The sequence below is a fragment of the Thioalkalivibrio sp. XN8 genome, from assembly GCF_011058255.1.
In the GTDB taxonomy this organism is placed as follows: Bacteria; Pseudomonadota; Gammaproteobacteria; order Steroidobacterales; family XN24; genus XN24.
Map to the genome: position 1 here is coordinate 1 of NZ_JAALFH010000066.1, position 18,476 is coordinate 18,476.

At 69.7% G+C, this 18,476-nt stretch carries 24 protein-coding genes, 1 tRNA gene, 1 other RNA gene and 1 riboswitch; of the genes, 16 read left to right on the forward strand and 10 right to left on the reverse strand.

What is annotated here, in order from left to right; genetic code table 11:
• The coding region (locus G6N75_RS11095; RefSeq protein ID WP_165348433.1) for a 4Fe-4S dicluster domain-containing protein at window positions 1-326 on the reverse strand (326 nt) is incomplete at its 3' end.
• A gap of 83 nt (window positions 327-409) precedes the next feature.
• On the opposite strand from G6N75_RS11095, the gene G6N75_RS11100 reads away from it, so the two are divergent.
• The 5 genes from G6N75_RS11100 (at window position 410) to G6N75_RS11120 (ending at window position 2,491) form a co-directional block, all read left to right on the forward strand.
• The gene (locus tag G6N75_RS11100; protein ID WP_165348434.1) at window positions 410-1,138 is read left to right on the forward strand and encodes a DUF481 domain-containing protein; all 729 of its coding nucleotides are present in this window, start codon (window positions 410-412) and stop codon (window positions 1,136-1,138) included.
• A gap of 3 nt (window positions 1,139-1,141) precedes the next feature.
• Window positions 1,142-1,477: a (2Fe-2S) ferredoxin domain-containing protein gene (locus tag G6N75_RS11105; RefSeq protein WP_165348435.1), complete on the forward strand. Its 336-nt coding sequence runs from the start codon at window positions 1,142-1,144 to the stop codon at window positions 1,475-1,477.
• 84 nt (window positions 1,478-1,561) lie between these two features.
• Entirely contained in the window at window positions 1,562-1,990 is a 429-nt protein-coding gene (gene rplM / locus G6N75_RS11110) for a 50S ribosomal protein L13 (protein ID WP_165348436.1), read from the forward strand.
• Between the two features lie 17 nt (window positions 1,991-2,007).
• On the forward strand, window positions 2,008-2,400 hold the full coding sequence (gene rpsI / locus G6N75_RS11115) for a 30S ribosomal protein S9 (RefSeq protein ID WP_165348437.1): 393 nt from the start codon (window positions 2,008-2,010) through the stop codon (window positions 2,398-2,400).
• A 27-nt stretch (window positions 2,401-2,427) separates the two neighbouring features.
• Window positions 2,428-2,491: transfer RNA gene (locus G6N75_RS11120), tRNA-Gln, on the forward strand.
• Between the two features lie 84 nt (window positions 2,492-2,575).
• On the opposite strand, the gene rpiA is transcribed toward G6N75_RS11120, so the two are convergent.
• A complete protein-coding gene (rpiA, locus tag G6N75_RS11125; RefSeq protein WP_165348438.1) occupies window positions 2,576-3,235 on the reverse strand; it encodes a ribose-5-phosphate isomerase RpiA in 660 nt (219 codons plus the stop codon).
• A 131-nt stretch (window positions 3,236-3,366) separates the two neighbouring features.
• On the opposite strand from rpiA, the gene G6N75_RS11130 reads away from it, so the two are divergent.
• Window positions 3,367-3,723, forward strand: a complete 357-nt coding sequence (locus G6N75_RS11130; protein ID WP_165348439.1) for a hypothetical protein — start codon at window positions 3,367-3,369, stop codon at window positions 3,721-3,723.
• Between the two features lie 153 nt (window positions 3,724-3,876).
• On the opposite strand, the gene G6N75_RS11135 is transcribed toward G6N75_RS11130, so the two are convergent.
• The 5 genes from G6N75_RS11135 to G6N75_RS11155 form a co-directional block, all read right to left on the reverse strand.
• Window positions 3,877-4,350 (reverse strand): EVE domain-containing protein, encoded by a 474-nt coding sequence (locus G6N75_RS11135; protein ID WP_165348440.1) that lies wholly within the window; start codon window positions 4,348-4,350, stop codon window positions 3,877-3,879.
• Window positions 4,347-4,940, reverse strand: coding sequence for a 5-formyltetrahydrofolate cyclo-ligase (locus G6N75_RS11140; protein ID WP_165348639.1), 594 nt, complete (start codon window positions 4,938-4,940; stop codon window positions 4,347-4,349). Before G6N75_RS11140 ends, G6N75_RS11135 begins: the two co-directional genes overlap by 4 nt.
• 6 nt (window positions 4,941-4,946) lie before the next feature.
• Window positions 4,947-5,130, reverse strand: a non-coding RNA gene (gene ssrS / locus G6N75_RS11145) — 6S RNA.
• A 28-nt stretch (window positions 5,131-5,158) separates the two neighbouring features.
• Window positions 5,159-5,473 (reverse strand): cell division protein ZapA, encoded by a 315-nt coding sequence (locus tag G6N75_RS11150; RefSeq protein WP_165348441.1) that lies wholly within the window; start codon window positions 5,471-5,473, stop codon window positions 5,159-5,161.
• On the reverse strand, window positions 5,470-5,700 hold the full coding sequence (locus tag G6N75_RS11155; RefSeq protein WP_165348442.1) for a TIGR02449 family protein: 231 nt from the start codon (window positions 5,698-5,700) through the stop codon (window positions 5,470-5,472). The genes G6N75_RS11150 and G6N75_RS11155 overlap by 4 nt, the downstream gene beginning before the upstream one ends.
• Window positions 5,701-5,832: 132 nt before the next feature.
• Between G6N75_RS11155 and G6N75_RS11160 the strand changes: the two genes are divergently transcribed.
• From G6N75_RS11160 to G6N75_RS11185, 6 genes are all read left to right on the forward strand, one after another.
• The gene (locus G6N75_RS11160) at window positions 5,833-6,399 is read left to right on the forward strand and encodes a UPF0149 family protein (RefSeq protein ID WP_165348443.1); all 567 of its coding nucleotides are present in this window, start codon (window positions 5,833-5,835) and stop codon (window positions 6,397-6,399) included.
• 70 nt (window positions 6,400-6,469) lie between these two features.
• Window positions 6,470-7,777, forward strand: coding sequence for a Xaa-Pro aminopeptidase (pepP, locus tag G6N75_RS11165; RefSeq protein ID WP_165348444.1), 1,308 nt, complete (start codon window positions 6,470-6,472; stop codon window positions 7,775-7,777).
• A 5-nt stretch (window positions 7,778-7,782) separates the two neighbouring features.
• Entirely contained in the window at window positions 7,783-9,009 is a 1,227-nt protein-coding gene (ubiH, locus tag G6N75_RS11170) for a 2-octaprenyl-6-methoxyphenyl hydroxylase (protein ID WP_165348445.1), read from the forward strand.
• Window positions 9,006-10,250 carry a UbiH/UbiF/VisC/COQ6 family ubiquinone biosynthesis hydroxylase gene (locus tag G6N75_RS11175; RefSeq protein ID WP_346765528.1) on the forward strand — a complete coding sequence of 415 codons (1,245 nt, stop codon included), beginning with the start codon at window positions 9,006-9,008 and terminating at the stop codon, window positions 10,248-10,250. The genes ubiH and G6N75_RS11175 overlap by 4 nt, the downstream gene beginning before the upstream one ends.
• 25 nt (window positions 10,251-10,275) lie before the next feature.
• Entirely contained in the window at window positions 10,276-10,539 is a 264-nt protein-coding gene (locus G6N75_RS11180; protein WP_165348446.1) for a DUF4404 family protein, read from the forward strand.
• A gap of 5 nt (window positions 10,540-10,544) precedes the next feature.
• On the forward strand, window positions 10,545-12,215 hold the full coding sequence (locus G6N75_RS11185) for an acyl-CoA dehydrogenase family protein (protein WP_165348447.1): 1,671 nt from the start codon (window positions 10,545-10,547) through the stop codon (window positions 12,213-12,215).
• Here G6N75_RS11185 and G6N75_RS11190 read toward each other — a convergent pair.
• The 3 genes from G6N75_RS11190 to ispG form a co-directional block, all read right to left on the reverse strand.
• A complete protein-coding gene (locus G6N75_RS11190; RefSeq protein WP_165348448.1) occupies window positions 12,201-12,539 on the reverse strand; it encodes a 4a-hydroxytetrahydrobiopterin dehydratase in 339 nt (112 codons plus the stop codon). The genes G6N75_RS11185 and G6N75_RS11190 overlap by 15 nt on opposite strands.
• A gap of 29 nt (window positions 12,540-12,568) precedes the next feature.
• Entirely contained in the window at window positions 12,569-13,372 is an 804-nt protein-coding gene (gene phhA / locus G6N75_RS11195) for a phenylalanine 4-monooxygenase (protein ID WP_165348449.1), read from the reverse strand.
• Window positions 13,373-13,442: 70 nt separating this feature from the next.
• A complete protein-coding gene (ispG, locus tag G6N75_RS11200) occupies window positions 13,443-14,669 on the reverse strand; it encodes a flavodoxin-dependent (E)-4-hydroxy-3-methylbut-2-enyl-diphosphate synthase (RefSeq protein WP_165348450.1) in 1,227 nt (408 codons plus the stop codon).
• A 104-nt stretch (window positions 14,670-14,773) separates the two neighbouring features.
• Window positions 14,774-14,871, forward strand: a riboswitch (glycine riboswitch).
• A gap of 145 nt (window positions 14,872-15,016) precedes the next feature.
• Between ispG and gcvT the strand changes: the two genes are divergently transcribed.
• From gcvT to tpx, 4 genes are read left to right on the forward strand one after another with little or no spacing between them, the layout of a single operon-like run.
• Window positions 15,017-16,108, forward strand: coding sequence for a glycine cleavage system aminomethyltransferase GcvT (gcvT, locus tag G6N75_RS11205; protein ID WP_165348451.1), 1,092 nt, complete (start codon window positions 15,017-15,019; stop codon window positions 16,106-16,108).
• Between the two features lie 33 nt (window positions 16,109-16,141).
• Entirely contained in the window at window positions 16,142-16,528 is a 387-nt protein-coding gene (gene gcvH, locus G6N75_RS11210) for a glycine cleavage system protein GcvH (protein ID WP_165348452.1), read from the forward strand.
• A gap of 36 nt (window positions 16,529-16,564) precedes the next feature.
• A complete protein-coding gene (gene gcvPA / locus G6N75_RS11215) occupies window positions 16,565-17,938 on the forward strand; it encodes an aminomethyl-transferring glycine dehydrogenase subunit GcvPA (RefSeq protein WP_165348453.1) in 1,374 nt (457 codons plus the stop codon).
• A 36-nt stretch (window positions 17,939-17,974) separates the two neighbouring features.
• The gene (gene tpx / locus G6N75_RS11220; protein ID WP_165348454.1) at window positions 17,975-18,475 is read left to right on the forward strand and encodes a thiol peroxidase; all 501 of its coding nucleotides are present in this window, start codon (window positions 17,975-17,977) and stop codon (window positions 18,473-18,475) included.
• The last annotated feature ends 1 nt before the right edge of the window (window position 18,476 follow it).

Here is an 18,476-nt window from a genome sequence, read left to right on the forward strand (position 1 = left end):
AGCGCCCGCCGCGCGGGGCCGGGGCCGGCGCCCTGCTGCGCGAGCATGGCCCGGCCGGCATCGATCAGTTCGCCGTAAGGCACGGCGGCAGGACAGGCGCTCTCACAGGCCCGACAGCCGAGGCAATGCTCGAGATGAGCCACCAGCCCGGGCGCCGGCTCCAGCCGGCCGGTGGCCAGCCCCTGCATCAGCGCGATCCGGCCCCGCGGCGACTCGCCCTCGACGCCGGCGTCGACATAGGTCGGGCAGTGGGGCAGGCACAGCCCGCACTTGACGCAGCGGTCGGCCAGGTCGAGCGGGAAGGCGGATGGCGGCGTGGTGGGCATTGGGCTGCAGGCAGGCTGGCTGAGCTGGTATTCTATCCGGCTTTGGCCAGGGGGCATGGGGCCCTGCAGGGAGATTGCGAGTGATGAAGTCGGCATGGACTGTGTGGGGCGCCACGGGCGCGATGGCGGGCCTCATGGCGCTGGCGCCGGCGGGCGCGGAGGAACCCCCCCAGGGGCTGAGCGGCGCCGTGGCCTTCAGTTTCGCGCAGGCGCGCGGCAATACGGACACGCAGGCGGTCACCGGCGACGCCGCGCTCGAGTACCGGCCCGGGAACAACTGGGTCTACGACGCCCAGCTGGGCTTCGTCACCCGCGAGGAGAACGACAACCGGACCGAGGAGCGCTACGACGTCCGCGCCACGGCCAATTATTTCTGGCGCCCCGAAGACTATTTCTTCGGCCGCCTGGAATGGCGCCAGGACAAGTTCGGCGGCGTCGAGGAAGTGTTCATCCCCAGCGTGGGCTATGGTCGCGTGCTGATCGACACCGAGAAGCACAAGCTGAACGGCGAGGTCGGCGTGGGCTATCGCTTCGCGACGCTGTCGGACGGCACGGACGAGGAGGGCGCGCTGGTGAGCACCGGCCTGCGCTATGTCTGGAACGTGTCCGAGAACGCTGATTTCTTCCAGAACGTACAGGTGCAGTGGGCGTCCGACAATACCTTCGTCGAGAGCGAAACCGGGCTGACGACCACCATCGTCGGCAACCTGAACGCCCGGTTCAGCTACCGCGTCCGGCATAACACGGACGTTCCGGCGGGGACCAGGAACAGCGATTTCCTCACGACGATCGGCCTCGAGTACCAGTTCTGAGCCATGGCCTGGTACCGGCACCACCTGTTCTTCTGCACCAACCGCCGGGAAGGCGGTCGCGCCTGCTGCCAGGAGGCCGGGGCCGGCGAGGCGCGCGCCTGGACCAAGGCCCGGGTGAAGGAACTGGGGCTGGCCGGGCCGGGCAAGGTGCGGGTGAACAATGCCGGCTGCCTCGACCGCTGCGCGGAGGGCCCGGTGGTCGTGGTCTACCCGGAAGGCGTCTGGTATACCTACGTCGACCAGGAGGACCTGGAGGAAATCATCCAGGAGCATGTGGTGAACGGCCGCGTGGTGAAGCGGCTGCAGCTGCCCTCGGAGCCGCCGGGCGGCGGGGGCTGACGCCCCCGGCGCTTGCATGGGGCAGGGCCGTGGATTATATTTCCCTGCTTTTCGCCTGCCGCTCATCCTTTTTGGAGCTGGGACATGAAGACTTTTTCCGCCAAGCCGGAAGCCGTGCGCCGCGACTGGTTCGTGGTCGACGCTTCGGGCAAGACGCTCGGCCGGCTCGCCACCGAGCTGGCGCGCCGCCTGCGTGGCAAACACAAGCCGGAGTTCACGCCGCATGTGGACACGGGTGACTACATCGTGGTGGTCAATGCCGAGAAAGTGCGCGTCACCGGCAACAAGCTGGCCGACAAGGTCTATTACCGCCATACGGGATACATCGGGCACATGAAGTCCGAGACCCTGGAGAAGCGCCTGCAGCGCGCGCCCGAGCAGGTGCTCGAGGAAGCTGTGAAGGGCATGCTGCCGAAGAACCCGCTGGGCCGCCAGATGCTGAAGAAGCTCCGCATTTTCGCCGGTCCCGAGCACACTCACCAGGCCCAGCAGCCGCAGGCGCTGGAGATCTGAAGCCCCCAGGTAAAGCTATGAGCACCGACATGAATTACGGCACCGGCCGTCGCAAGACTTCCTCCGCGCGGGTCTACCTTCGCCCGGGCAAAGGCACGATCACGGTCAACAGCAAGCCGCTGGACGAGTTCTTCGGCCGGCGCACGGCCCGCATGATCGTTCGCCAGCCGCTGGAGCTGATCCGGATGGAGGATCGTTTCGATGTCGAAGTCACGGTCCACGGCGGCGGCACCACCGGCCAGGCCGGCGCTATCCGCCACGGCCTGACCCGTGCTTTGGTAGACTACGACCCCGCGCTGAAGGGGCCGCTGCGCCAGGCCGGGTTCGTCACTCGCGATGCTCGCGAGGTCGAGCGGAAGAAGGTCGGCCTGCGCAAGGCGCGTCGCGCCACCCAGTACTCGAAGCGCTGATCCGCGGATCGCGTTTCCCGAATTGGGGGATCGTCTAGCGGTAGGACTACGGACTCTGACTCCGTCAACCCAGGTTCGAATCCTGGTCCGAGATCTGGGCCCCGACAGGGGCCCATTTTTTTGGCTGGGGGACCAGGAAACGGTGCCGCGCAGCGGCGCCGGTCATCCTGGTCTCTTAGTAATCGATCCGCCGCACGCCCTCGTCGGTCGCAGCCAGCGTCAGCTGGGCCTTCTGGCGGCCGAAGATGCCCACCGTCACGACGCCGGGAATGCTGTTGATGCGGTCCTCCAGGCTGACGGGATCGACGATGTCGAGATGGCGTACGTCGAGAATCACGTTGCCGTTGTCGGTGACAAAGCCTTCGCGGTACTCCGGCAGGCCGCCGAGCTTGACCATCTGCCGGGCGACGAAGGAGCGTGCCATCGGGATCACCTCCACCGGCACGGGAAATTCGCCGAGCACGCGCACGATCTTGCTGTCGTCGACGATGCAGATGAAGCGCCGCGACGCGGCAGCCACGATCTTCTCGCGAGTCAGCGCGCCGCCGCCGCCCTTGATCATGTGACCGGCCCCGTCTACCTCGTCGGCCCCATCGATGTAGAGATCGAGATCACCGGTGGTGTTCAGCTCGCTGACCGCGATGCCGTGATCCCTGAGCCGGTCCGTTGTCGCTGTCGAGCTCGAGACCACGCAGGCGAGTTCGATGCCGCGCTCCGCGAGCGCGTCGATAAAACAATTGACCGTCGAGCCGGTGCCGATCCCGAGACGGCAACCTTCCGCCACCTCGGCGGCAGCGGCGCGGCCGACTGCGATCTTCTTGCTGGCCTGGTCCATGAACTGGCCCTCCGTACAAACATGGGTTCTTGAAAGAGCGAGGGCCGAGCCGCTCACGCGGACCCGGCCCTCGAAACTCGCTGCAGCTCCGGAAGGAGCCGGAACCGCGAGTCGGCGATGCCTACTTCTTCTTGGAAGCAGCCTTCTTCTTCGAAGCCGGCTTCTTCTTCGCGGCGGGCTTCTTCTTGGCAGCCGGCTTCTTCTTGGCAGCTGGCTTCTTCTTCGCGGCGGGCTTCTTCTTGGCAGCCGGCTTCTTCTTGGCAGCTGGCTTCTTCTTCGCGGCGGGCTTCTTCTTCGCCGCCGGCTTCTTCTTCGCGGCGGGCTTCTTCTTCGCCGCCGGACGCTTCTTCGCCGCCGGCCTCTTCTTCGCTACCGCCTTCTTCTTCGCCACCGGCTTCTTCTTGGTCACCGCCTTCTTCCTGGCAGCAGGTTTCTTTTTGCTGGCAGGCTTCTTCTTCGATGCAACAGCCATGATCATCTCCGTGTAGTGGGTTCGCGCTGCTGTATATACAACAACGCGAAACTTCCAGCAAACATATCAACGCATTCTTTCGTCGCAGAAGACGGCCAGGAACGGCGCGCAGCTTCGACGAGCGCGCGGCTCGACGCGAAGCCGCTTTGCGGCGTATCGATTTCGCCTGCTATTTGCCTTGCGAAAGCGATTCGATGAAACGCCACTGCGACTTGGTCACTGGCATCACCGAGAGACGGTTGCCCTTGGCAAGCAAGCGGAAGTCACGCAGCTCGCGGTCGGCGTAGCTCTTCAGTTCGCGCAGACTTACGACGCGCGGAAACTTCTTCTTCAGCTTCACGTCGACCATGAACCAGCGCGGATTGTCGGGATCGCTTTTCGGATCGAAGTGATGATCGTCGGGATCGAAAGCCGTGTGATCGGGGTAGCCTTCGCGCACGATCTCGACCGTGCCGACGATGCCGGGGACTTCGCAGTTGGAGTGATAGAAGAAGGCGAGGTCGCCTTTCTTCATCTCGTCCCGGAGCATGTTCCTGGCCTGGTAATTGCGCACGCCGTCCCAGCACGTCGTCTTGCCTGGCGCGCGCGCCAGCTCGTCGATGGAGAACGCCTCGGGTTCGGACTTCATCAGCCAGTAGTTCATGCTCTCGCTCCTTTCTTGCGCCGGCCTCGCTCGGTGACGACGAGATCCAGCGGCACGTCCCATGGTTGTTGCGGCACTGCCGGCACTTCCTGCAGCGCGAAGGCCGCGCCGATCAGCACCGGCCGCCGGCCGCGACGCTGCAGGGCGCGGTCATAATAGCCTCCGCCCATGCCGAGGCGGTGGCAGCGGGCGTCGAAGGCGACCAGCGGCAGGATCACGAGATCCAGTTGCGTCGCCTGCAGCCGGCGGCGGCCGACCGGTTCCGGAATACCGTAGCGATTGCATCGCAACGAGGCCGGCTCGTCCCAGGGCGCGAACGACATGACCCCGCGATGGCCCACCACCGGCAGGTAGAGTCGCTTGCCGCGCGCCCGCGCCGCAGGCGCGAGCGTGCGCAGGTCGGGCTCACCGTCGGCCGGCCAGTACAAGGCGATACTGCGCGCCGCGCGAAAGGCAGGCAGCCGGCGCAACTGGGCCACGATCGCGCGGGTCGCCAGCACGCGGCGGCTGCCCCGCAGGCTCCGTCGCCGGAGCCGGAGTTCAAGGCGCAGGGCCTGGCGTTCTTGCGCGCTGGGCGTGTTGCTGGGAATAGGGTGGCGCCTCCCGCCTGTGCCGTTACAGACCATTGCTCTCGAACCGGAGCAATAGGTGGGGCCGGCAGTCGTGCCTAAGGCTTTCCGCTCGACGCGGACTTGCGCACTGGCGTCGACTGGTCCCGGCCCCTGGGTGGTTAATTAGGGTCGAGAGGAACCCGGCCCATATCGAACACCGCAGGAGGCGCCAAAACTGTTGGACTTGCCGCAGGCCGTTACAGTTCCAGCTGCTTGCCATCCTCGAGCGCTGACTCGACGCGCTCGCGCAGCACTTTCAGCCGCGTGCCGAACCGCGATTCGTGGGAAGAGTCCCGGTTGCGGTCTTTCAGCAGGTCATTGGCAAGATTGAGCGCGGCCATCACGGCGATCCGGTCCGTGCCGACCACGCTGCCCGTGTCGCGAATCTGCTTCATGCGGGCGTTGAGGAACTCGGCCGAGCGGATCAGGTCGTTCTGCTCGCTGGCCGGGCAGGCGAACTGGTATTCCTTTTCCAGGATCCTGACCGACACGCGAGCGGTGTCGCCGCTCACGAGCTGTGCTCCATGGCCTTGAGCCGGCCGATCATCGCTTCTACGCGGGTCCTGACCTGCTCGTTCTTCTGTAACAGCGCCGCCCGTTCCAGCATCAGGTTCTCCTGGCGCTGCCGCAGGGAACGGTTTTCCTCCTTCAGCTGCCGGCACACGGCGACCAGCTCTTCTAGCCGGTGCTCGAGCCGCTTCAGCTCTACGTCCACTGCCTGGGCGGTACCTTCGTCCATGGCCGCAACTATAGTGAGGCCCCCCGGGGTGGTCAATCAGCCTGCGCCGCGATGCGGCCCGTGCCCGGGCGGTGGTAGCATCGGGGCACGAGGCCGCGGCCGGCGCGGCCGCCGGCGCGAGGCGACAGGGCCATGACGATTCCTCATTACGACGAGCTGCAGCAGGCGCTGGGCGCCCCGGCCGCCGGCAGCCTCGCCGCCGAAGCGCACGGCACCCTCTGCGGCCTGTTGTGCGCCGGCGCGGAGGACATGCCCGAGGCCTGGATCCGCAATACCCTGGCGGACGTCGAGGACTACAGTTTCGGCGGTCCCCAGGACGCACGCGGCCTGCTGGAGGCGCTCCACGCCGCCGCGGCGGCGGCGCTGGAGGACGGCCAGATGGCCTTCGAACTGCTGCTGCCGGACGACACCACGGCGCTGGAGGCCCGGGCGGCGGCGCTCGCGGCCTGGTGCAACGCCTTCCTTTACGGCCTGGCCATGCGCGGTCTGCGCCCGATGGAGGAGTTGCCCGACGAGCTGCGCGAGATCCTGGCCGATTTCTCCGAGATCGGCCGCGCCGGGGTGGCGGAGGAAGAGGCCGAGGAAGTCGGCGAAAGCGCCTATGCCGAGCTGCTCGAATACGTGCGCGTCGGCGTGCAGATCGTGTTCGACGAATGCCGGGCCCCGCGCCAGGCCGCCGCCGACCCGCAGCTGCACTGAGGCCGGCCGCGCCGGGCGGCGCTGCGGTTATCATGGTGGAACACGTACCAGCACCGGGATTTCATCGCCGATGAACACCAAGGACTTCGCCCGCCGGCGCCGCCAGCTCATGCGCATGATCGGCAAGGGCGGCATCGCCATCCTGCCGGCCGCGCCCACGCGCGTGCGCAACCGCGACACCGAATACGCCTACCGCCAGGACAGCGACTTCCATTACCTGACCAGTTTCCCCGAGCCCGAGGCGGTGGCGGTGCTGATGCCCGGGCGTCCCCATGGCGAATACGTACTGTTCTGCCGCGACCGCGACCCGGAGCGCGAGACCTGGGACGGCTATCGCGCCGGTCCCGAGGGCGCGGTGCGGGACTACGGCGCGGACGACGCGTTCCCGATCTCGGACATCGACGACATCCTTCCGGGCATGCTCGAGCACAGCGAGCGGGTCTACTACACCATGGGGCTGAACGCGGAGTTCGACCAGCGGCTGCTCGGCTGGGTCAACCAGCTGCGGGCGGCGGCCAAGGCCGGCGTCACCAGCCCGACGGAGTTCGTCGATCTCGATCACCTGCTGCACGACATGCGGCTGTTCAAGAGCCGGGCCGAGATCGCCGTGATGCGCAAGGCGGCCCGCATCGCCGCCGCGGCGCACCGGCGGGCCATGCAGGCCTGCCGCCCGGGGCTGTGGGAATACGAGATCGAGGCGGAGTTCCTGCACGAGTTCCGCCGGCACAACGCCACGACTTCGTACCAGCCCATCGTCGGCGGCGGCGCCAACGGCTGCATCCTGCATTACGTCGAGAACAAGGACCAGCTCAAGGAAGGCGAGCTGCTGCTGATCGACGCCGGCTGCGAGGTCGAGTGCTACGCCTCGGACATCACGCGGACCTTCCCGGTCTCCGGCCGCTTCAGCCCCGAGCAGCGCGCCCTGTACGAGGTCGTGCTGGAGGCGCAGCTGGCGGCGATCGACCAGGCGCGGCCGGGCAACCATTGGGACGACCCCCACGACGCCGCGGTGCGGGTGCTGACGCGCGGCCTGGTGAAGCTCGGCCTGCTCAAGGGGCGCGTCCCGACGCTGATCAAGGAGGGGGCCTACCGGCGCTTCTACATGCACCGCACCGGCCACTGGCTCGGGCTCGACGTCCATGACGTCGGCGACTACAAGGTGGGCGAGGTCTGGCGGCTGCTGGAGCCGGGCATGGTGATGACCATCGAGCCGGGGCTGTATATCGCTCCCGGCAGCAAGGGCGTGGCGAAGAAGTGGTGGGGCACGGGGATTCGCATCGAGGACGACGTGCTGGTGACCCCCGAGGATCCCGATGTGCTCTCGGCCGGCGCGCCCAAGGACCCGGACGAGATCGAGCGCCTGATGCAGGCGGCTTGAAAGACATGAACGCGCCAGCACAGTTCGACATCGTGATCGCGGGCGGAGGCATGGTCGGCGCCTCGCTCGGGGCTGCGCTGGCGAGCCTGCCGCTGCGCGTCCTGGTGGTCGAGGCCACGCCGCCCGCCGACGCCGCCCAGCCCAGTTACGACGATCGCGCCACGGCGATCTCCGAGAGCAGCCGGCGCATCCTGCAGGGCATCGGCTGCTGGGATGCGCTGGCGCCGGCCGCTGCGCCGATCCGCTCGATCCACGTCTCCGAGCGCGGCGCCTTCGGCGTCACGCGGCTGCGCGCTGCGGAGCACGGGCTCGCGAGTTTCGGCTGCGTGGTCGAGAACCGCGCGCTCGGGGAAGTGCTGTGGCAGCGCCTGCAGGCCGAACCCGGAGTGACCACCTGGGTGCCCGCGAAAGTGACCGCGGTCACGCAGGACCAGGACGGCATCACGGTGCGGGTGGACCGGGGCGAGGGCGGGGAGGCAGTGGTGGCGGCCCGCCTGCTGGTGGCCGCCGACGGCGCGCGCTCGCCGACCCGCGCCCTGGCCGGGATCGCCGCAGCAACGCGCGACTACGGGCAGGTGGCGGTGATCGCCAACCTGACACCCGCCGTCGACCACGACGGCACCGCGTTCGAGCGCTTCACGCCGAGCGGCCCGCTCGCAGTCCTGCCCCTGACCCGCGGCCGGACGACCATCGTGTGGACGCTCGCCCCCGACCGGGCAGCTGCCGTCATGGCGCTGGACGATGCGGCCTTTCTCGCAGAGTTCCAGGTCGCTTTCGGCTACCGGCTCGGGCTGTTCCGCAAAGTGGGCCGCCGCGCCAGCTACCCGCTGGCCCTGGTGCAGGCCGTGGACTGGCACCTGGGGCGCGTGGCACTGGCCGGCAATGCGGCGCACGGCATCCATCCGGTGGCCGGACAGGGCTTCAATCTCGGCCTGCGCGACGCCGCCGCGCTCGCCGAGCTGGTCGCGCGCCGGCCCGGGGACCCGGGCCATCCGGCCCTGCTCGAGGAGTATGCCGAATGGCGCGAGGCCGACCGGGCCCGCACCGTCCGCGACACGGACAGCCTGGTGCAGGTTTTCACCAGCGAGCTGCCGACCTTGCGCGCCGGCCGGCGGCTCGGGCTGGTCGGGATGGACCTGTTGCCGCCGGCGCGGGCGCTGGTCGCCCGCCGGGGCATGGGGCTGGCCGGGCGATTGCCGCGGCTGGCGCTGGGCCAAGGCCTGGGCCCGTGAAGCGCGGCGGCGAAGACATCGTCGTCGTCGGCGCCGGGATGGTCGGCGCTGCCACGGCGGCCCTGCTGGCCCGCGCGGCGCCGGAATGCAACGTGGTGGTCCTCGATGCCGAGCCGCCGCCCCGCTGGCATGCGCAGGACGAGCCGGGGCTGCGGGTGTCGGCCCTGTCGGAGGCCAGCCGCCGGGTGCTGGAGTCCTGCGGGGCCTGGGACGAGATCGCCGCAGCGCGCATCAGCCCCTATCGGTCGATGCGGGTCTGGGACGGCGAGGTGCCGGCCGGCGGCCCCGGCGCGATTCGCTTCGACGCCGCCGACGTGGCGCAGCCCGTGCTTGGCCACATCGTCGAGAACGAGCTGGTGCGGCTGGCGCTCCGCAACGCCCTGCAGCGGCTGCCCAACGTGCGCCTGCTGGACGGCGCACGCCTGGCGAGCCTGGCGCTGGACGGCGAGCAGGCCGAGCTGGGCCTGGAGGACGGGCGGCGCCTGCGCAGCCGCCTGGTGGTCGGCGCCGACGGCGCCGGCTCGGCGTCGCGGGCGCTGGCCGGACTGGAGGTCCACGGCCATGACTACGAGCAGCGCGCCGTGGTCTGCAACCTGCGTTGCCAGCTGCCTCACGGGGAGACTGCGTGGCAGCGCTTCCTGCCCGAGGGCCCGATCGCCTTCCTGCCCCTGGCCGACGGGCGCGTCTCGATCGTCTGGTCCACCAGCCCGGAGCGCGCGGCGCAGCTCCTCGAGCTCGACGACGAGCGCTTCCGCGCAGCCGTGGCCGAGGCCGGCGACGGCTGCCTGGGCGAGGTGCTCGAGGCCGGGCCCAGGGCGGCGTTCCCGCTGCGCATGCGCCACGCCCCGGTCTACACCCGCGCCCGCTATGCCCTGGTCGGCGACGCGGCGCACACCGTGCATCCGCTGGCGGGGCAGGGCGTCAACCTGGGCTTGCTCGACGCCGCGGCGCTCGCGCAGGTGGTCGGGGCCGGGCTGGCGGCGGGGCGCGATCCCGGCGATCCGGCCCTGCTGCGCCGCTACGAGCGCTGGCGCAAGCCGGAGAACCTGCTGTCGATGCGCGCCTTCGACGGCATCAACCGCCTGTTCAGCAACGACAATCCGGCGCTCGGCGCGCTGCGTCGCGCCGGGCTCACCATGGTGGACCGGCTGGCGCCGCTGAAAGGCGTGTTCATCCGCCGCGCCATGGGACTGGAAGGGGACCTGCCGGCGGCGGCGCGCGGCGGGCTGGCAGAGGCTTAGGCCGCATTCGGACGGAGGTCATCACATGCCGAGGCAGGAAATGGAACAGTTGCTGGCCGAGCTGCGCAAGCAGGTGGCGGGTTCGCGTGAGCTCACGCCCGGCCAGCGGGCCCGCATGGAAGCGCTGCGCGAGCAGATCGAGGAGCGGCTGGCCGCCACCGAGGTGCCGCCGGAGGAGACCCTGCGCGAGCAGGTCCGGGAACAGATCGACGAGTTCCAGCGCAGCCACCCCACGCTCACGATGGTGCTCGGCCGGATCCTCGACAGCCTGAACAAGATGGGCATCTAGGGCCGGTGCAAGTCAGCCCGTTCAACCAGCCCGCCCCCCGGCTGGGCAACCAGTACGACGACGACCGTGTGCTGCGGTCGCTGCTGGCGCGCCGTTTCGGCGGGCCCGTGCCGCCGGCGGCGCTCGCCGCGCTGCGCGAAATGGGCGAACTGGCCGGCGGCGAGCTCTACCAGGCCCAGCTCGACGACCGGCTCAACGAGCCGCAGCTGGTCCAGTGGGACGCCTGGGGCAACCGCGTCGATGCCATCGAGCTGTCGCCGCTGTGGCGGCGCGCGGAGCGGCTGGCGGCAGAGTTCGGCCTGGTGGCGACCGGCTACGAGGCCGAGCACGGGCCGCTCGCGCGCACCTTGCAGTTCGCGCTGGTGCACCTGTTCCATCCTTCGACGGACGTGTACAGCTGCCCGCTGGCGATGACCGACGGCGCGGCCCGCACGCTGCTCGATTCGGGCAATGCCGCGCTGATCGAGCGGGCCGTGCCGCATCTCACCAGCCGCGATCCCGCCCGGTTCTGGACCAGCGGCCAATGGATGACCGAGTCGACCGGCGGCTCCGACGTCGGCGCCTCGGAAACCGTGGCGGAGCGCGACGGCGAGGGCTGGCGGCTGTGGGGCCGCAAGTGGTTCACCTCGGCGGCGACCTCGCAGATCGCGCTGACGCTGGCGCGCCCCGAGGGCAACCCGGCCGGCGGCCGCGGCCTGGCGCTGTTCTACGTCGAGACGCGCGACGCCGACGGCCGGCTGGATCGCATCGAGGTACTGCGGCTGAAGGACAAGCTGGGCACGCGCAAGGTGCCGACCGCCGAGCTGCTGCTCAACGGCACGCCCGCGGTCGCGGTGGCCGGGGCGCGCGACGGCGTGCGCAACATCGTGCCGATGCTGACGCTGACCCGGACCTGGAACAGCATCTGTGCCGCCTCCTTCATGCGCCGCGGCGTGGCGCTGGCGCAGGACTACGCGCGCCGCCGGGAGGCTTTCGGCCGGCCGCTGGCGCACCAGCCGCTGCACCGCCAGACGCTGGCGGCGCTGCAGGCCGAGTACGAGGCGGCCTTTCACCTGTGCTTCGAGCTGGTGCACCTGCTCGGCCGCGCCGAACACGGCGCGGGCGACGAGGACGAGCGTGCGCTGCTCCGGCTGATGACGGCGCTGACCAAGCTCACCACCGGCAAGCAGGCGGTGGCGGTATCGACCGAGGCCATCGAGTGCTTTGGCGGCGCGGGCTATGTGGAAGACACCGGGCTGCCGGTGATCGTGCGCGACGCGCAGGTGCTGCCGATCTGGGAAGGCACCACCAACGTGTTGTCGCTGGAGCTGCTCAAGGCCTGCGGCGACGGCGGGCCCCTGCGCGTGCTGCGCCAGCGGCTGGCGCGCGGCGTGGGGGACTGTGACGACCGGCTGGCGGCGGCGGGCAGCATCGCCACGGCGGCCGCGGACCGGGCGCTGGACTGGTACCGGCAGGCCGCCGGGGCCGGGCCCGATGCCCTGCAGGCCCAGGCCCGCGGCTTCGCGCTGACGCTGGGGCGCGCCACGGCGCTGGCGCTGCTGTGCGAGCACGCCCGGTGGTCGCTGGAACACGAGCAGGACGGGCGGGCGCGCGCCGCCGCGCTGGCCTTCGCGGCCACGCGCATCGACCAGCTCGGCGCCATCGAGCCCGACGATGCGCGGCTACTGGTCGAGTAGCGCGTCCACCTTCGCGGCGCAGATGAAATCGTTCTCCGACAGGCCCTTGATGGCGTGCGTGGAGAAGCGCACCAGGCAGTGACCCCAGCCGACCTCGAGGTCGGGATGGTGGTTCTCGTTGTTGGCGATCCAGGCCACGGCGTTGACGAAGCCCATGGTCCGGTTGAAGCCCTTGAAACGGAAGTCGCGCCGGATCTCGGTGGCGTCGTCGTTCAGGACCCAGTCGGCGTGCAGCCGGGCCAGGAACTGCTTCGCCTCGGGCGGCGACATGGGCTGCAGGCCCCCTTCGCAGGGCACACAGTGCTTGGCAGTGAGATCGCTCACGGGGTGTCTCCTCGGTGGTCGGGTGGCGCTCAGGCGCTGGCGGCTTCTTTCGGCGGGAAGGCCGGCGGATGCATCCCCAGCTTCCTGGCCTGCTCGATCAGGCCCAGCAGGTCCATCTGGGCGACCTCGAACAGGGTGTCGAAGCTTTCGATGATGAAATAGATCGGCTGGAAGATATCGATACGGTACGGGGTGCGCAGCGCGTCCAGCGGGTCGAAAGGCTTGCGTTGCGGGTCGGGGCTCTCCAGGGCATAGCTGGTCTCGCCGATGGAGGAGACGATGCCGGCGCCGTAGGCGCGCAGGCCTTCCTCCGGCCGGTGGATCAGGCCGAACTCCACGGTGAACCAGTACAGCCGCGCCAGCATCGGCCGGTCTTCCTTGCGCGCCGCCGCGCCCGCCTTGCCATAGGCGTGGGTGAAGGCGGCGAAGCGCGGGTCGGTCAGCAGCGGCGTGTGGCCGAAGATCTCGTGGAAGATGTCCGGCTCCTGCAGGTACTCCATCTCCTCGCGGGTGCGGATGAAGCTCGCCGCGGGGAAGCGCTTGTTGGCCAGCAGGTTGAAAAAGTCGGTGAAGTTGATCAGCGCGGGCACCGGCGCGACTTCCCAGCCGGTGCACTCGCGCAGCACGCGGCTCACGTCGGCGCACTGCGGCACGCGGTCCTCGGGCAGCTCCAGCTTGTCCAGCGCAGCGATGTACTCGGCGCAGGCGCGCCCCGGGAGCACACGCTTCTGCCGGGTGATCAGCTCGTGCCAGACCTGGTGCTCGTCATCGCTGTAGTGGATGTAGCCGTTCGCGTCGGGGACCTTGGCCACGTATTTCGTGCCCTTGCCCATCACCGTCTCCGTGGCTTCAGTTGCGCCCTATTCTACCGGCGCGTCCCGGGCCGCATCATGCGGCGGCGCGTCAACCCGTGCGGGGCGGGTAACTCCGCTCGACGTAGGCGTCCACCAGCGCCTGGAACTCCGCCGCGATGTCGTCGCCCTTCAGCGTCACGTCCTTGGCGCCGTCCACGTAGACCGGGGCGACCGGCCGCTCGCCGGTGCCCGGCAGGCTGATGCCGATGTTGGCGTGCTTGCTCTCGCCCGGGCCGTTGACCACGCAGCCCATTACCGCCACGGTCATTTCCTCGACCCCCTGGTAGCGCTTCTTCCATTCCGGCATGCGGTGGCGCAGGTGCGACTGGATCTGCTGCGCCAGCTCCTGGAAGAAGGTGCTGGTGGTGCGGCCGCAGCCGGGGCAGGCGACGACCATCGGGGTGAAGGCGCGCAGGCCCATGCTCTGCAGGATTTCCTGGGCCACGATCACCTCCTGGGTGCGGTCGCCGCCGGGCTCGGGCGTGAGCGAGACCCGGATGGTGTCGCCGATGCCTTCCTGCAACAGCACCGCCATGGCGGCCGTGGAGGCGACGATGCCCTTGCTGCCCATGCCCGCCTCGGTCAGGCCGAGGTGCAGCGGGTAATCGCAGCGGGCGGCGAGGTCGCGATAGACCGCGATCAGGTCCTGCACGCCGCTGACCTTGCAGGAGAGGACGATGCGGTTGCGCGGCAGGCCCAGCTCCACGGCCCGCTCCGCGCTGTCGAGCGCCGAGCGGATCAGGGCCTCCTTAGTGACCGCCGCCGCGTCCAGCGGCTCGGGCAGCCGGGAGTTATCGTCCATCAGCCGGGTCAGCAGGTCCTGGTCCAGGCTGCCCCAGTTGACCCCGATGCGGATCGGCCGGTCGTTGCGGCAGGCCGTCTCGATCATGGCGGCGAACTGCGGGTCGCGCTTGGAGCCGCGGCCGACATTGCCGGGATTGATGCGGTACTTGGACAGCGCCACGCCGCACTCCGGCACCTCGGCCAGCAGCTTGTGGCCGTTGAAGTGGAAGTCCCCGACCAGCGGGACGTTCAGCCCCATGGCGTACAGCCGCTCGCGGATCGCCGGCACGGCCGCCGCCGCCTCGCGGGTGTTCACCGTCACGCGCACCACCTCCGAGCCGGCCCGCGCCAGCTCGGCCACCTGGCGGACGGTGCCGTCGACGTCCGCGGTGTCGGTATTGGTCATCGACTGCACCACGATCGGGGCATCGCCACCCACCCGAACGTGATCGACCAGGACCTGGAGGCTCTTGCGCCTCTGAACGGGATTCATGCCAGCGGGCTCCGAGGAGAGGGTTCCGGGGAGGCAATGATCCCCGCCTCGCCGCGCACTCGCAAGGGAGGCCCCGCCTCGGGTATCATCCGCCCCTCAACGTACCAGTCCCCGGTGGAGAGACCCCGGCCCGAGTGGCCCGGGGCGCCGAAGGCGCAATTACCGCCCGGAAACGCTCAGGCAAAAGGACGCGGGGGACGAGTTGGCTCTGGAGAGCGGCCCGGCATGGGCCCACCGAAGGTGAGGGGTGCCGCGGCTGCGCGGCACTGAATCTCTCAGGTAACCGGACAGAGGGGCGGCGGGCGGCGCCAGCCGTCATGCTGTTGGGTGAGGAGAGATCGAGCGCAATGGGCGAACAGACACCACTGTATTCCGAACACGAGCGCCTCGGCGCCCGGCTCGTCGATTTCGGCGGCTGGGACATGCCGTTGCATTACGGCTCGCAGGTCGACGAGCACCACGTCGTCCGGCGCGAGGCCGGCATGTTCGACGTCTCCCACATGACCGTGGTGGACGTTGCCGGGCCCGGCGCCGGCCCCTGGCTGCGCCGCCTGCTGGCCAACGACGTGGCGCGCCTGCAGGCCCCCGGCAAGGCGCTCTACACCTGCATGCTCAATGACGACGGCGGCGTCATCGACGACCTGATCGCCTATTACCTCGGCCCCGGCGACTACCGGCTGGTGGTCAACGCCGCGACCCGGGCCAAGGACCTGGCCTGGCTGCAGCGCCACGCCGAGGGCGCGGAGGTGGTGGTCGAGGAGCGCCCCGAACTCGCCATGATCGCCGTGCAGGGGCCGTCCGCGCGCGAGCGCGCCGCCCGCCTGCTGGCCGAAGAGCACCGCGCAACCGCCCTGGCGCTGACGCCTTTCACGGCGGCCCAGTGCGGCGAGCTGTTCGTGGCCCGGACCGGCTATACCGGCGAGGACGGCTGGGAGATCATCCTGCCGGGCGAGCGCGCGGCGGAGGCCTGGCAGGCGCTGCTGGCCGCCGGCGTGAAGCCCTGCGGTCTCGGCGCACGGGACACCCTGCGCCTGGAAGCGGGCATGAACCTGTACGGGCAGGACATGGACGAGACCACCACGCCGCTGGAGTCGGGGCTGGGCTGGACCGTCGCCTGGGAACCTGCCGCGCGCGACTTCATCGGCCGCGCCGCCTTGCAGGCGCAACGCGATGCCGGCGCCCCCCGCAAGCTGGTGGGCCTGCTGCTGGAGGACCGCGGGGTGTTGCGCGGCCACCAGCGGGTGGTGACCCCGGCCGGGGACGGCGAGGTGACCAGCGGCAGCTTCGCCCCCACGCTCGCTCGCTCGATCGGCTTCGCGCGCGTGCCGGCCGGCGCCGGCGAGCAAGTCCAGGTCGACATCCGCGGTCGCCTGCTGGCGGCCCGGGTGGTGCGCCCGCCCTTCGTGCGCAACGGCAAGCCGCGCATCCAGCTCGACTGAACCCTCCTACCGAACCCCTGCGAGAGGCCCGCGATGAGCAACATACCCTCAGATCTGAAGTACACCCGTTCCCACGAGTGGCTGCGGCAAGAGGATGACGGGACCGTCACTGTCGGCATCACCGATCATGCCCAGGACGCGCTCGGCGACCTCGTCTTCGTCGAGACCCCCGAGGCCGGCCGCAGCGTCAAGGCGGGCGAAGCCTGCGCCGTGGTGGAGTCGGTGAAGGCCGCGTCCGACGTCTACAGCCCGGTCGACGGCGAAGTCGTCGCCGGCAACGAGGCCCTGGCCGGCCAGCCCGAGCTGCTCAACACCGACCCCTATGGCGAGGGCTGGATCATGAAGGTCCGGCCGGCCGCCTCAGCCGAAACCCCCACGCTGCTCGACGCGAATACCTACGCGAGCACGCTGGAAGAGTGACCCCGGGACGCCACGCGTCACCCCCCGGAGCAAGCCATGCCCTTTATTCCCCATACCGACGCCGACATCCGCGAAATGCTCGCCGCCATCGGCGTCAGCGAGATCGAGCAGCTGTTCGACGAGATTCCCGCCGGCCTGAAGGTCGACGCCCTGCCGGGCGTGCCCCCGGCGCTGGGCGAGATGGAGATCCAGCGGCTGATGCGCGAGCGCGCCACGCGCGACGCCGGCCACCTGAACTTCATCGGCGCCGGCGCCTACGAGCACCATATCCCCGCCGCGGTGTGGGAGATCACGACCCGGGGCGAGTTCTACAGCGCCTACACGCCCTACCAGGCGGAGGCCAGCCAGGGCACGCTGCAGCTCATCTACGAGTACCAGTCGATGATGGCGGCGCTGACGGGGATGGACGTCTCCAATGCCTCGCTGTACGACGGCGCTTCCGCCATGGCGGAGGCCGCCCTGATGGCGGTGCGGGCCAACCGGGGCTCGAAGTCGGCCCGCATCCTGGTGCCGGCCACGGTCAACCCGGCCTACCGCCGCGTGGCGCATGCCATCGCCGGCGGGCAGGGGTTGAACTTCGAGACCGTGCCCTATGACCAGGAGAGCGGGACCACCCTGGCGGAGGCCCTGCAGCCCTGGGCGGAGGAGGATGTTACGGCGCTGGTGCTCCAGCAGCCCAACTTCTTCGGCGGTTACGAGGACGTCGCGGCGCTGACCGACTGGGCCCATGCCCGGGGCGCCCTGGTGATCGCGGTCGTCAATCCGACCAGCCTGGCGCTGCTGGCGCCGCCGGGTGAATGGGGCGAGGCCGGCGCCGACATCGCCTGCGGCGAGGGCCAGCCGCTCGGCGTGCCCTTGTCCTCGGGCGGGCCGTATTTCGGCTTCCTGGCCTGCCGCCAGGCGCTGGTGCGCCAGATGCCCGGCCGGATCGTGGGCAAGACGGTGGACCTCGACGGGCGCGCAGGCTTCGCCCTGACCCTGCAGGCGCGCGAGCAGCACATCCGCCGCTCCAAGGCGACCTCGAACATCTGCACCAACCAGGGCCTGATGGTCACCGCCGCCACCATTTACATGAGCCTGCTGGGCGCCGAGGGCCTGGCGCGCGTGGCGGCCGCCTGCGTGCGCAACACCGCGGAACTGGTGGGCCAGCTGGAATCGCTGGAAGGCGTGCAGCGGGCCTTCCCCGGGCACTTCTTCCACGAGTCGGTGCTGCGGCTGGAGCAGCCGGTGGGACCGTTGCTCGAGGCGCTGGCCGGGCGCGGCATCCTCGGCGGCTACGACCTGTCGCATGACTATCCTGAACTCGGGCACGCCTTGCTGGTCTGTGCTACCGAGACTCGCACCGCGAGCGACATCGAGACCTACTTCCAGGCGCTCAGCGACGTGCTGCGCCAGGCGCAGGTGGCCTGAGGGCCGCCGCAATTGCATTCCAAACCGGAGTTATTCATGGCAACCATCACCCTGCAGGGCAACGAGATCCACACCACCGGCGAGTTTCCGCGCGTAGGCGGCAAGGCGCCCGACTTCACCCTCACCGACAGCGCGCTCAATGACGTGTCGCTGTCGCGCTGGATGGGCAAGAAGAAAGTGCTGTCGATCTTCCCCAGCATCGACACCCCGGTCTGCGCGCTGTCGACCAAGAAGTTCAACGACTATGCGCGCGAGCACGACGACACCGTGATGCTGATGATCTCGCCCGACCTGCCCTTCGCCCACAAGCGCTTCTGCGGGGACGAAGGCCTGGAGAACGTGGTGACCCTCTCGACCATGCGCGCGGCCGATTTCGCGCGCTCCTACGGCGTGCTGATCGCCGACAGCCCGTTCGCCGGCCTCACGGCCCGTGCCGTGGTGGTGCTGGACGAGAACGATACCGTGGTGCATGCCGAGCTGGTGCCGGAGATTGCCAATGAACCCGACTACGAGGCAGCGCTGAAGGCGCTCGGCTGAG